This is a genomic window from Staphylococcus sp. EG-SA-18 (genome assembly GCF_017151825.1).
GTDB lineage: Bacteria > Bacillota > Bacilli > Staphylococcales > Staphylococcaceae > Staphylococcus > Staphylococcus aureus.
Genome location: NZ_JACYVY010000044.1, coordinates 56,643 through 71,539 on the forward strand (window position 1 = coordinate 56,643; position 14,897 = coordinate 71,539).

Annotated in this window: 9 protein-coding genes; 6 read left to right on the forward strand and 3 right to left on the reverse strand. The window is 32.4% G+C overall.

Annotated elements, in window-relative coordinates; all coding sequences use genetic code 11:
* Positions 1-11: 11 nt before the first annotated feature.
* The 3 genes from IDG66_RS10320 to IDG66_RS10330 all read right to left on the reverse strand — a co-directional run bounded on the left by IDG66_RS10320 (position 12) and on the right by IDG66_RS10330 (position 3,757).
* Complete coding sequence (locus tag IDG66_RS10320; RefSeq protein ID WP_103143734.1) at positions 12-941, reverse strand: glycerophosphodiester phosphodiesterase; 930 nt, start codon at positions 939-941, stop codon at positions 12-14.
* 241 nt (positions 942-1,182) lie between these two features.
* Positions 1,183-2,562 carry an argininosuccinate lyase gene (gene argH, locus IDG66_RS10325; protein ID WP_000066067.1) on the reverse strand — a complete coding sequence of 460 codons (1,380 nt, stop codon included), beginning with the start codon at positions 2,560-2,562 and terminating at the stop codon, positions 1,183-1,185.
* Positions 2,552-3,757: an argininosuccinate synthase gene (locus IDG66_RS10330; protein WP_000660041.1), complete on the reverse strand. Its 1,206-nt coding sequence runs from the start codon at positions 3,755-3,757 to the stop codon at positions 2,552-2,554. Before IDG66_RS10330 ends, argH begins: the two co-directional genes overlap by 11 nt.
* A gap of 350 nt (positions 3,758-4,107) precedes the next feature.
* On the opposite strand from IDG66_RS10330, the gene IDG66_RS10335 reads away from it, so the two are divergent.
* From IDG66_RS10335 to addA, 6 genes are all read left to right on the forward strand, one after another.
* Entirely contained in the window at positions 4,108-5,439 is a 1,332-nt protein-coding gene (locus tag IDG66_RS10335; RefSeq protein ID WP_000148855.1) for a glucose-6-phosphate isomerase, read from the forward strand.
* Between the two features lie 324 nt (positions 5,440-5,763).
* The gene (locus IDG66_RS10340; RefSeq protein WP_000007967.1) at positions 5,764-6,339 is read left to right on the forward strand and encodes a TVP38/TMEM64 family protein; all 576 of its coding nucleotides are present in this window, start codon (positions 5,764-5,766) and stop codon (positions 6,337-6,339) included.
* Positions 6,340-6,343: 4 nt separating this feature from the next.
* A complete protein-coding gene (lepB, locus tag IDG66_RS10345; protein ID WP_000758209.1) occupies positions 6,344-6,868 on the forward strand; it encodes a signal peptidase I in 525 nt (174 codons plus the stop codon).
* A 15-nt stretch (positions 6,869-6,883) separates the two neighbouring features.
* Complete coding sequence (gene lepB / locus IDG66_RS10350; RefSeq protein WP_000711896.1) at positions 6,884-7,459, forward strand: signal peptidase I; 576 nt, start codon at positions 6,884-6,886, stop codon at positions 7,457-7,459.
* A 159-nt stretch (positions 7,460-7,618) separates the two neighbouring features.
* On the forward strand, positions 7,619-11,095 hold the full coding sequence (addB, locus tag IDG66_RS10355; protein WP_000172347.1) for a helicase-exonuclease AddAB subunit AddB: 3,477 nt from the start codon (positions 7,619-7,621) through the stop codon (positions 11,093-11,095).
* The gene (addA, locus tag IDG66_RS10360; RefSeq protein WP_000154931.1) at positions 11,096-14,749 is read left to right on the forward strand and encodes a helicase-exonuclease AddAB subunit AddA; all 3,654 of its coding nucleotides are present in this window, start codon (positions 11,096-11,098) and stop codon (positions 14,747-14,749) included.
* Positions 14,750-14,897 lie beyond the last annotated feature (148 nt).

Consider the following 14,897-nt stretch of genomic DNA (forward strand, 5'->3'; position numbering starts at 1 on the left):
GTTTAACATTACTACTTAATGACTTCTTTATATTTATCAGCGAAATTTGTAAAGACACCATCAACGCCATATTTATTTAATCGTAACATATCAGCTTTTTCATTCACTGTATAAGGATGTACTATAAATCCTAAGTCTTTTAAATGATGGGTATTTTGTTCAGTTAAATCTGTATAATCAGGACCTAATCCAATCGCATAAGAGCGTATCTCTTTTAAGCGTTGGTCGTTAAATTGTTGTAGTTCACCTTTATCAACTAATTTTACTAATGGCACATGCTTATTTTGACGATGAATTTTCTTTAAACTTTCGTCAGAAAATGATTGAATCATTACATGTCCATTTTTTAATTTATTGTTATTTAAAAGGTGATGCTTTTTCAATGAAGCTAATAATTGTTCTTCCATTCCTGGGTATACATCAGGTGACTTTGTTTCAATATAATAGTTTGCATTCGGGCCATAACGTTCTAAAATTTCATCTAAAGTGGGTACTTTAGCATTTTTATAACTTGCTCTTGCGTATTTTGGATATTTTTTATTAAACCAACTTCCTGCATCTAACTGTTTTAATTCATCAAGGGTATAATCCTCAACTTTACCGTGTCCATTTGTTGTACGGTTAACAGTTTCATCATGCATAGCAACTAAATGGCCATCTTTGGTACGTTGTAAATCAATTTCGATATAAGATGCTTTTAACTCATTATGACTCTTATCATATGCTTGAAACGTATGCTCGGGTGCATAGCCACTTGCGCCACGATGTGCGATAGTAGTGAATCGCTCATTCGTTAAATTTGTATGCCATTGAATAGCCTGAGGTTTATTTGCAATTTGATTTGTTTGTTCAGCGCCAGCACTAGGTACTGATAAAAATCCCATAGTAAAAACAGCAGAAGCAGCCATAAATTTAGTGAAGCTTTTCGAAGAGTTAGTCATAGTCTTTATCCTTTCATCTCTTTATTTGTAGTCTAACAATTTTAAAATACTACAAAAACCTGCTTGTGAAAACGCTTTACACATTTCTTTTACAATTTATAACATTTTTGTAATATAAATTTAAAAGAATTATCAAACATTTTAGGAATCTTAAAAATGTGATGTTCAACAAGACGAAGAGAGCATTAAAATACCCACAATGTAATTTTAATAGACATTGTGGGTAGGTAGATTAACGTATTTATTGTGATAGTAATTGTTTAGCAACATCAAGTTGTTGTTTGACCGATGATTGACCTGTTGAACCGTAACTTTGACGTCGTTTTAAACAATTTTCAGGCTGCAAATAATCGTAAATATCGGCATCAATACTAGAATGATGTTGTTGATATGTTGCTAAAGGAACATCTAATAAATAATGACCTTGTTGTATACATTCTAAGACGATTTTTCCTACAATTTCATGTGCAGTTCTAAATGGAATATTTTTAGTTACTAAATAATCTGCTAGTTCCGTTGCATTTGAAAAATCTTCTTTAACAGTTTGATTGAGTCGTTCTTTATTAATTGTCATCGTTTGAATCATACCTTCGAAAATACGTAAAGAACCTTTAATTGTATGGACAGCATCGAATAAACCTTCTTTATCTTCCTGCATATCTTTGTTATATGCTAGAGGTAATCCTTTTAAAGTCATAAGCATGCTCATTAAATGACCAGTCGTTCGACCAACTTTACCTCTAATTAATTCTGCCATATCAGGATTTTTCTTTTGTGGCATAATAGATGAGCCAGTTGAAAATGCATCTGATAATGTAATGAATTTAGCTTCGTCTGTGGACCAGAAAATAATTTCCTCTGCAAAGCGTGATAAGTGAACCATCGTTAAAGAAATATTATGCAATGTTTCAATAATATAGTCTCTGTCACTAACAGCATCTAGGCTATTCTCATAGAGACTGCCAAAGTTCAACAATGCTGTTGTCTCGTGTCTATCGATAGGGTATGTGGTACCACTTAAGGCTGCTGCACCTAAAGGATTAATATCGATTCGTTTTAAACTATCTTCAAATCGTTGTTGGTCTCGTTGTAACATCCAAAAATAAGTCATAATATGATGTGCAAATGAAATTGGCTGTGCACGCTGTAAATGAGTATAACCAGGCATAATTGTATCAACATTATTGGAAGCGATGTCTACAATTACACTTTGTAACGACTTAATTAATGCGATGATATCTTGCACTTGTTTCTTAGTGTACAAGTGCATGTCTGTTGCAACTTGATCGTTTCTACTGCGTCCAGTATGCAACTTACCACCAGCATCACCAATACGTTTAATTAATTCATGTTCAATATTTAAATGAATATCTTCTAATGATGCACTAAATTGAATTTGATCTTGATGATAATCATGTTGAATAGATTTTAGTCCTTGTATAATTTGTTCGCTGTCTTGTTGACTAATAATGCCTTGATTCGCAAGCATAGTTGCATGTGCAATGCTGCCTTCGATATCTTGATTTATGAGCGTTTGATCAAAAGTAATGGATGCGTTAAAGTCGTCAACCCACTCTTCAGGTTGTACTTCAAATCTACCGCCCCAAGCTTTATTGCTCATTGCTATAGCCTCCATGTAGCATCGAATTTACTTGAGTAGGTAAACCATAGATATCGATAAAGCCAACAGCAGCGTCTTGATTAAATGCATCTTCTTTTGTATAAGTTGCTAATTTTTCATCATATAATGTGTAAGGTGATTTTCTACCATTTACGATGGCATTACCTTTGAATAATTTAATTCTGACATCACCACTTACGTATTGCTGAGTACTATCAATAAATAATTTTAAGCTATCAGTTAAAGGTGAGAACCAAAGTCCATTGTATAGTTGTTCAGCAAATTGCTTCTCGATGATTGGTTTAAAGTGTGCGACATCTTTCGTTAACGTAATCGTTTCTAATGCTTTATGCGCTTTTAAAATAACTTCTGCAGCAGGTGCCTCATAAATTTCTCTTGATTTGATACCTACAAGTCTATTTTCTACATGGTCAATTCTTCCGATACCATGCTTACCAGCTAATGCATTCAACGTTAAAATTAAATCGTCTAATTCATATGTTTTGCCATCAATTTGAACTGGGATGCCTTTATCAAACGTTAAAATGATTTCATCAGCAGCATCTGGTGTTTCTTCTAAAGCATTTGTTAGATCGAACGCATCCTCTGGTGGCGCAGCATAAGGATCTTCTAAAATACCACATTCATTCGCTCTGCCCCATAGATTTTGATCGATAGAATAAGGTGAATCATGGTTGATTGATACAGGGATATTATGTTTAATTGCATAATCGATTTCTTCTTCACGACTCCATGCCCACTCACGTACAGGTGCGAATGCTTTCAATGATGGGTTTAATGCTTTAATGGCAACTTCGAAACGTACTTGGTCATTCCCTTTACCAGTACAACCATGTGCAATACCTACTGAATTTGTTTTCTCAGCAATCTCTACTAATTTTTTAGCGATTAATGGTCTTGATAAAGCTGAAACTAATGGATATGCATTTTCATACATTAAATTTCCTTTGATTGCATAACTTACATACTCATCACTAAATTCTTTTGTTGCATCAATAATATGACATTCAACTGCTCCCATATCTAAAGCTTTTTTATAAACGATGTCTAAATCTTTACCTTCACCAACATCTAGGCAACAAGCTACAACGTCGTATCCTTTGTCGATAAGCCATTGAACGGCCACACTTGTATCTAGTCCTCCTGAATATGCTAAAACAATTTTCTCTTTCATAAAATTCACCTCATTGTAGTTATCTGAATATTTCGTATGAACACATGATAGCAAACTTTTAGTGAAAATAAAACCATTATTTTACATATTTATTCATAAAATACGATAGAGATAGTTAGAGTTGTAAGTATAAATGCTTATTTATCAATGTTTAAAAGTATTTTAAAAAACATGCAAATTGTATAAAAAATGTTTGAGTGTTTGACGCCAGTTTGAAATGTTTGTTGAAAAATAGGTGTGAAACGTCACATAAATATCAATTTTATTGATTAAGTACAAACTTGTGAATTGAATCGCAAACGTAAACTTAGTAAAATTAAGATATTAAATGAAACAGGAGGCTTTTATAGATGACTCATATTCAATTAGATTTTAGTAAAACGTTAGAATTTTTCGGTGAACACGAATTAAAACAACAACAAGAAATTGTTAAATCAATTCACAAAACAATTCATGAAGGTACTGGTGCAGGTAGTGACTTCTTAGGCTGGGTTGATTTACCAGTTGATTACGACAAAGAAGAATTTTCAAGAATTGTTGAAGCATCAAAACGCATTAAAGAAAATTCTGATGTTTTAGTAGTCATCGGTATTGGTGGTTCTTACTTAGGTGCACGTGCAGCAATCGAAATGTTAACGTCATCATTTAGAAACAGCAATGAATACCCTGAAATTGTATTTGTTGGTAATCACTTATCATCAACATATACGAAAGAGTTAGTTGATTATTTAGCAGACAAAGATTTCTCTGTAAACGTTATTTCTAAATCTGGTACAACTACAGAACCAGCAGTTGCATTTAGATTGTTCAAACAATTAGTTGAAGAAAGATACGGTAAAGAAGAAGCACAAAAACGTATATTTGCAACAACGGATAAAGAAAAAGGTGCTTTAAAACAGTTGGCTACAAACGAAGGTTATGAAACGTTTATCGTACCTGATGATGTAGGTGGAAGATATTCTGTTTTAACAGCAGTAGGATTATTACCAATTGCAACTGCTGGAATTAACATCGAAGCTATGATGATTGGTGCTGCAAAAGCACGTGAAGAATTATCTTCAGATAAATTAGAAGAAAACATTGCATACCAATATGCGACAATTCGAAACATTTTATATGCAAAAGGTTATACAACAGAAATGTTGATTAACTATGAACCATCTATGCAATACTTTAATGAATGGTGGAAACAATTATTTGGTGAATCAGAAGGTAAAGACTTCAAAGGTATCTATCCTTCAAGTGCCAACTACACAACTGATTTACATTCTTTAGGTCAATATGTACAAGAAGGCCGTCGTTTCTTATTCGAAACAGTGGTAAAAGTAAATCATCCTAAATATGATATTACTATTGAAAAAGATAGTGATGATCTAGACGGATTAAATTATTTGGCTGGTAAAACAATCGACGAAGTTAACACAAAAGCATTCGAAGGTACATTATTAGCGCATACTGATGGTGGTGTTCCTAACATGGTAGTGAACATTCCACAATTAGATGAAGAAACTTTCGGTTATGTCGTATACTTCTTCGAACTTGCTTGTGCAATGAGTGGATACCAATTAGGTGTAAATCCATTTAACCAACCTGGTGTAGAAGCATATAAACAAAACATGTTCGCATTATTAGGTAAACCTGGTTTTGAAGACTTGAAAAAAGAATTAGAAGAGCGTTTATAAAATACATTACTTCAATGATTAGTGAAGTTTGAAAAGATAGAACTAGACGTTAACTATTTAAAGCATATTTTCGAGGTTGTCATTACAAATGTAAAAATGTAATGACAACCTCGTTTTTATTTATATGCAAGAACTAGGTTACTAGCTAATGTGACAAGATGTTAAGAGAAAATTAAAGAAAAAATAACATCTGTCATACAATAATATTGTTATACTACTAGAGACTGATTTATTAGCATGATTACATGTTAATGTTTCTTTACTTAGTAATTAACTTTATAATGTAAGAATAATTATCTTCAACCAAAGAAAGGGATTGATGATTTGTCGTTTCATCAAGTAGAAGAATGGTTTGAGATATTTCGACAGTTTGGTTATTTACCTGGATTTATATTGTTATATATTAGAGCGATAATTCCAGTATTTCCTTTAGCACTCTATATTTTAATTAACATTCAAGCTTATGGACCTATTTTAGGTATATTGATTAGTTGGCTTGGATTAATTTCTGGAACATTTACAGTCTATTTGATCTGTAAACGATTGGTGAACACTGAGAGGATGCAGCGAATTAAACAACGTACTGCTGTTCAACGCTTGATTAGTTTTATTGATCGCCAAGGATTAATCCCATTGTTTATTTTACTTTGTTTTCCTTTTACGCCAAATACATTAATAAATTTTGTAGCGAGTCTATCTCATATTAGACCTAAATATTATTTCATTGTTTTGGCATCATCAAAGTTAGTTTCAACAATTATTTTAGGTTATTTAGGTAAGGAAATTACTACAATTTTAACGCATCCTTTAAGAGGGATATTAATGTTAGTTGTGTTGGTTGTATTTTGGATTGTTGGAAAAAAGTTAGAACAGCATTTTATGGGATCGAAAAAGGAGTGACATCGTGAAAAAAGTTGTAAAATATTTGATTTCATTGATACTTGCTATTATCATTGTACTGTTCGTACAAACTTTTGTAATAGTTGGTCATGTCATTCCGAATAATGATATGTCACCAACCCTTAACAAAGGGGATCGTGTTATTGTAAATAAAATTAAAGTTACATTTAATCAATTGAATAATGGTGATATCATTACATATAGGCGTGGTAACGAGATATATACTAGTCGAATTATTGCCAAACCTGGTCAATCAATGGCGTTTCGTCAGGGACAATTATACCGTGATGACCGACCGGTTGACGCATCTTATGCCAAGAACAGAAAAATTAAAGATTTTAGTTTGCGCAATTTTAAAGAATTAGATGGAGATATTATACCGCCTAACAATTTTGTTGTGCTAAATGATCATGATAACAATCAGCATGATTCTAGACAATTTGGTTTAATTGATAAAAAGGATATTATTGGTAATATAAGTTTGAGATATTATCCTTTTTCAAAATGGACGATTCAGTTCAAATCTTAAAAAGAGGTGTCAAAATTGAAAAAAGAATTATTGGAATGGATTATTTCAATTGCAGTCGCTTTTGTCATTTTATTTATAGTAGGTAAATTTATTGTTACACCATATACAATTAAAGGTGAATCAATGGATCCAACTTTGAAAGATGGCGAGCGAGTAGCTGTAAACATTATTGGATATAAAACAGGTGGTTTGGAAAAAGGTAATGTAGTTGTCTTCCATGCAAACAAAAATGATGACTATGTTAAACGTGTCATCGGTGTTCCTGGTGATAAAGTAGAATATAAAAATGATACATTATATGTCAATGGTAAAAAACAAGATGAACCATATTTAAACTATAATTTAAAACATAAACAAGGTGATTACATTACTGGGACTTTCCAAGTTAAAGATTTACCGAATGCGAATCCTAAATCAAATGTCATTCCAAAAGGTAAATATTTAGTTCTTGGAGATAATCGTGAAGTAAGTAAAGATAGCCGTGCGTTTGGCCTCATTGATGAAGACCAAATTGTTGGTAAAGTTTCATTTAGATTCTGGCCATTTAGTGAATTTAAACATAATTTCAATCCTGAAAATACTAAAAATTAATATGAAACAAATACAACATCGTTTGTCGGTTTTAATACTGATAAACGATGTTTTATTTTGTTAGTACCACAATAAAAGCTAAGTTCGAAATGAACTTATAATAAATCAATCACAATCACTTTGTGTTAAAATATGTGTCAAAGGAAGTGAGGGTTTGTCATGACATTACATGCTTATTTAGGTAGAGCGGGAACAGGTAAGTCTACGAAAATGTTGACCGAAATAAAACAAAAAATGAAAGCAGATCCGCTTGGAGATCCAATCATTTTAATTGCGCCAACTCAAAGTACATTTCAATTAGAACAAGCCTTTGTCAATGATCCGGAATTAAATGGTAGTTTAAGAACAGAAGTGTTGCATTTTGAACGATTAAGTCATCGTATTTTCCAAGAAGTTGGTAGTTATAGCGAACAAAAGTTATCTAAAGCTGCAACGGAAATGATGATTTATAACATTGTTCAAGAACAACAAAAGTATTTAAAACTTTATCAATCACAAGCAAAATATTATGGGTTTAGTGAAAAATTAACAGAACAAATTCAAGATTTTAAAAAATATGCAGTAACGCCTGAACATTTAGAACACTTTATTGCTGATAAAAATATGCAAACTCGAACTAAAAATAAGTTAGAGGATATTGCTTTAATATACCGTGAGTTCGAACAACGCATTCAAAACGAGTTTATTACTGGTGAGGATTCATTACAATATTTTATTGATTGTATGCCGAAATCAGAGTGGCTAAAACGTGCTGATATATATATTGATGGTTTTCACAACTTTTCAACGATTGAGTATTTAATAATCAAAGGATTAATTAAATATGCGAAGAGTGTCACAATTATATTGACGACAGATGGTAACCACGATCAATTTAGTTTATTTAGAAAACCATCGGAAGTGTTACGACATATTGAAGAAATAGCAAATGAACTCAATATTTCTATTGAACGTCAATATTTCAACCAATTATATCGCTTCAATAATCAAGATTTAAAGCATCTTGAACAAGAATTTGATGTACTTCAAATCAATCGAGTGGCATGTCAAGGTCATATCAATATTTTAGAATCTGCGACTATGAGAGAGGAAATAAATGAAATTGCGCGACGTATCATCGTTGATATTCGTGATAAGCAATTACGATATCAAGATATTGCTATTTTATATCGTGATGAATCTTATGCTTATTTATTTGATTCCATATTACCGCTTTATAATATTCCTTATAATATTGATACAAAGCGTTCGATGACACATCATCCGGTCATGGAAATGATTCGTTCATTGATTGAAGTTATTCAATCTAATTGGCAAGTGAATCCAATGCTACGCTTATTGAAGACTGATGTGTTAACGGCATCATATCTAAAAAGTGCATACTTAGTTGATTTACTTGAAAATTTTGTACTTGAACGTGGTATATACGGTAAACGTTGGTTAGATGATGAGCTATTTAATGTCGAACATTTTAGCAAAATGGGGCGTAAAGCGCATAAACTGACCGAAGATGAACGTAACACATTTGAACAAGTCGTTAAGTTAAAGAAAGATGTCATTGATAAAATTTTACATTTTGAAAAGCAAATGTCACAAGCGGAAACTGTAAAAGATTTTGCAACTGCTTTTTATGAAAGTATGGAATATTTCGAACTGCCAAATCAATTGATGACAGAGCGAGATGAACTTGATTTAAATGGTAATCATGAAAAGGCGGAGGAAATTGATCAAATATGGAATGGCTTAATTCAAATCCTTGATGACTTAGTTCTAGTATTTGGAGATGAACCAATGTCGATGGAACGTTTCTTAGAAGTATTTGATATTGGTTTAGAACAATTAGAATTTGTTATGATTCCGCAAACATTGGACCAAGTAAGTATTGGTACGATGGATTTGGCTAAAGTCGATAATAAGCAACATGTTTTCTTAGTAGGTATGAATGATGGTACGATGCCACAACCAGTAACTGCGTCAAGCTTGATTACAGATGAAGAAAAGAAATACTTTGAACAGCAGGCTAATGTCGAGTTAAGTCCAACATCAGATATTTTACAGATGGATGAAGCATTTGTTTGCTATATTGCTATGACAAGAGCGCGACAAGATGTTACATTTTCTTACAGACTAATGGGATCAAGTGGTGATGATAAGGAGATCAGCCCATTTTTAAATCAAATTCAATCATTGTTCAACCAATTGGAAATTACTAACATTCCTCAATACCATGAAGTTAACCCATTGTCACTAATGCAACATGCTAAGCAAACCAAAATTACATTATTTGAAGCATTGCGTGCTTGGTTATATGATGAAATTGTGGCTGATAGTTGGTTAGATGCTTATCAAGTAATTAGAGATAGCGATCATTTAAATCAAGGTTTAGATTATTTAATGTCAGCATTAACGTTTGACAATGAAACTGTAAAATTAGGTGAAACGTTGTCTAAAGATTTATATGGTAAGGAAATCAATGCCAGTGTATCCCGTTTTGAAGGTTATCAACAATGCCCATTTAAACACTATGCGTCACATGGTCTGAAACTAAATGAGCGAACGAAGTATGAACTTCAAAACTTTGATTTAGGTGATATTTTCCATTCTGTTTTAAAATATATATCTGAACGTATTAATGGCGATTTTAAACAATTAGACCTGAAAAAAATAAGACAATTAACGAATGAAGCATTGGAAGAAATTTTACCTAAAGTTCAGTTTAATTTATTAAATTCTTCAGCTTACTATCGTTATTTATCAAGACGCATTGGCGCTATTGTAGAAACAACACTAAGCGCATTAAAATATCAAGGCACGTATTCAAAGTTTATGCCAAAACATTTTGAGACAAGTTTTAGAAGGAAACCAAGAACAAATGACGAATTAATTGCACAAACATTAACGACAACTCAAGGTATTCCAATTAATATTAGAGGGCAAATTGACCGTATCGATACGTATACAAAGAATGATACAAGTTTTGTTAATATCATTGACTATAAATCCTCTGAAGGTAGTGCGACACTTGATTTAACGAAAGTATATTATGGTATGCAAATGCAAATGATGACATACATGGATATCGTTTTACAAAATAAACAACGCCTTGGATTAACAGATATTGTGAAACCAGGTGGATTATTATACTTCCATGTACATGAACCTAGAATTAAATTTAAATCATGGTCTGATATTGATGAAGATAAACTAGAACAAGATTTAATTAAAAAGTTTAAGTTGAGTGGTTTAGTTAATGCAGACCAAACTGTTATTGATGCATTGGATATTCGTTTAGAACCTAAATTCACTTCAGATATTGTACCAGTTGGTTTGAATAAAGATGGCTCTTTGAGTAAACGAGGCAGCCAAGTGGCAGATGAAGCAACGATTTATAAATTCATCCAACATAACAAAGAGAATTTTATAGAAACAGCTTCAAATATTATGGATGGACATACTGAAGTTGCACCATTAAAGTACAAACAAAAATTGCCATGTGCTTTTTGTAGTTATCAATCGGTATGTCATGTAGATGGCATGATTGATAGTAAGCGATATCGAACTGTAGATGAAACAATAAATCCAATTGAAGCAATTCAAAATATTAACATTAATGATGAATTTGGGGGTGAGCAATAGATGACAATTCCAGAGAAACCACAAGGCGTGATTTGGACTGACGCGCAATGGCAAAGTATTTACGCAACTGGACAAGATGTACTTGTTGCAGCCGCGGCAGGTTCAGGTAAAACAGCTGTACTAGTTGAGCGTATTATCCAAAAGATTTTACGTGATGGCATTGATGTCGATCGACTTTTAGTCGTAACGTTTACAAACTTAAGCGCACGTGAAATGAAGCATCGTGTAGACCAACGTATTCAAGAGGCATCGATTGCTGATCCTGCAAATGCACACTTGAAAAACCAACGCATCAAAATTCATCAAGCACAAATATCTACACTCCATAGTTTTTGCTTGAAATTAATTCAACAGCATTATGATGTATTAAATATTGACCCGAACTTTAGAACAAGCAGTGAAGCTGAAAATATTTTATTATTAGAACAAACGATAGATGAGGTCATAGAACAACATTACGATATCCTTGATCCTGCTTTTATTGAATTAACAGAGCAATTGTCTTCAGATAGAAGTGATGATCAGTTTCGAATGATTATTAAACAATTGTATTTCTTTAGCGTTGCAAATCCAAATCCTACAAATTGGTTGGATCAATTGGTGACACCATACGAAGAAGAAGCACAACAAGCGCAACTTATTCAACTACTAACAGACTTATCTAAAGTATTTATCACAGCTGCTTATGATGCTTTAAATAAGGCGTATGATTTGTTTAGTATGATGGATAGCGTCGATAAACATTTAGCTGTTATAGAAGATGAACGACGTTTAATGGGGCGTGTTTTAGAAGGTGGCTTTATTGATATACCTTATTTAACTGGTCACGAATTTGGCGCGCGTTTGCCTAATGTAACAGCGAAAATTAAAGAAGCAAATGAAATGATGGTCGATGCCTTAGAAGATGCTAAACTTCAGTATAAAAAATATAAATCATTAATTGATAAAGTGAAGAGTGATTACTTTTCAAGAGAAGCTGATGATTTGAAAGCTGATATGCAACAATTGGCGCCACGAGTAAAGTACCTTGCGCGTATTGTGAAAGATGTTATGTCAGAATTCAATCGAAAAAAGCGTAGCAAAAATATTTTGGATTTTTCTGATTATGAACATTTTGCATTACAAATTTTAACAAATGAGGATGGTTCGCCTTCAGAAATTGCCGAATCATACCGTCAACACTTCCAAGAAATATTGGTCGATGAGTATCAAGATACGAACCGAGTTCAAGAGAAAATACTATCTTGCATCAAAACGGGTGATGAACATAATGGTAATTTATTTATGGTTGGAGATGTTAAGCAATCCATTTATAAATTTAGACAAGCTGATCCAAGTTTATTTATTGAAAAGTATCAACGCTTTACTATAGATGGAGATGGCACTGGACGTCGAATTGATTTGTCGCAAAACTTCCGTTCTCGAAAAGAAGTACTGTCAACGACTAACTATATATTCAAACATATGATGGATGAACAAGTCGGTGAAGTAAAATATGATGAAGCGGCACAGTTGTATTATGGTGCACCATATGATGAATCGGACCATCCAGTAAACTTAAAAGTCCTTGTTGAAGCGGATCAAGAACATAGTGATTTAACTGGTAGTGAACAAGAAGCGCATTTTATAGTAGAACAAGTTAAAGATATCTTAGAACATCAAAAAGTTTATGATATGAAAACAGGAAGCTATAGAAGTGCGACATACAAGGATATCGTTATTCTAGAACGCAGCTTTGGACAAGCTCGCAATTTACAACAAGCCTTTAAAAATGAAGATATTCCATTCCATGTGAATAGTCGTGAAGGTTACTTTGAACAAACAGAAGTCCGCTTAGTATTATCATTTTTAAGAGCGATAGATAATCCATTACAAGATATTTATTTAGTTGGGTTAATGCGCTCCGTTATATATCAGTTCAAAGAAGACGAATTAGCTCAAATTAGAATATTGAGTCCAAATGATGACTACTTCTATCAATCGATTGTAAATTACATTAATGACGAAGCAGCAGATGCAATTTTAGTTGATAAATTAAAAATGTTTTTATCAGATATTCAAAGTTACCAACAATATAGTAAAGATCATCCGGTGTATCAGTTAATTGATAAATTTTATAATGATCATTATGTTATTCAATACTTTAGTGGACTTATTGGTGGACGTGGACGACGTGCAAATCTTTATGGTTTATTTAATAAAGCTATCGAGTTTGAGAATTCAAGTTTTAGAGGTTTATATCAATTTATTCGTTTTATCGATGAATTGATTGAAAGAGGCAAAGATTTTGGTGAGGAAAATGTAGTTGGTCCAAACGATAATGTCGTTAGAATGATGACAATTCATAGTAGTAAAGGTCTAGAGTTTCCATTTGTCATTTATTCTGGATTGTCAAAAGATTTTAATAAACGTGATTTGAAACAACCAGTTATTTTAAATCAGCAATTTGGTCTCGGAATGGATTATTTTGATGTGGATAAAGAAATGGCATTTCCATCTTTAGCTTCGGTTGCATATAGAGCTGTTGCCGAAAAAGAACTTGTGTCAGAAGAAATGCGATTAGTCTATGTAGCATTAACAAGAGCGAAAGAACAACTTTATTTAATTGGTAGAGTGAAAAATGATAAATCATTACTAGAACTAGAGCAATTGTCTATTTCTGGTGAGCACATTGCTGTCAATGAACGATTAACTTCACCAAATCCGTTCCATCTTATTTATAGTATTTTATCTAAACATCAATCTGCGTCAATTCCAGATGATTTAAAATTTGAAAAAGATATAGCACAAGTTGAAGATAGTAGTCGTCCGAATGTAAATATTTCAATTATATACTTTGAAGATGTGTCTACAGAAACCATTTTAGATAATAATGAATATCGTTCGGTTAATCAATTAGAAACTATGCAAAATGGTAATGAGGATGTTAAAGCACAAATTAAACACCAACTTGATTATCAATATCCATATGTAAATGATACTAAAAAGCCATCAAAACAATCTGTTTCTGAATTGAAAAGGCAATATGAAACAGAAGAAAGTGGCACAAGTTACGAACGAGTAAGACAATATCGTATCGGTTTTTCAACGTATGAACGACCTAAATTTCTAAGTGAACAAGGTAAACGAAAAGCGAATGAAATTGGTACGTTAATGCATACAGTGATGCAACATTTACCATTCAAAAAAGAACGCATATCTGAAGTTGAGTTACATCAGTATATCGATGGATTAATCGATAAACATATTATCGAAGCAGATGCGAAAAAAGATATCCGTATGGATGAAATAATGACATTTATCAATAGTGAGTTATATTCGATTATTGCTGAAGCAGAGCAAGTTTATCGTGAATTACCGTTTGTAGTTAACCAAGCATTAGTTGACCAATTGCCACAAGGAGACGAAGACGTCTCAATTATTCAAGGTATGATTGACTTAATCTTTGTTAAAGATGGTGTGCATTATTTTGTAGACTATAAAACCGATGCATTTAATCGTCGCCGTGGGATGACAGATGAAGAAATTGGTACACAATTAAAAAATAAATATAAGATACAGATGAAATATTATCAAAATACGCTTCAAACGATACTTAATAAAGAAGTTAAAGGTTATTTATACTTCTTCAAATTTGGTACATTGCAACTGTAGTATTTTGATTTTCAAAAGAATAAAAAATAATTTCGATTAAGTGCAAAGCCCTTGTAGCAGAATGAACATAACTCATTTTCAAAATTGTCTTACTTATTTATTTGTTATTTGATAACGAAAAAAGTTATAATGTGAATTAAGATAAAGA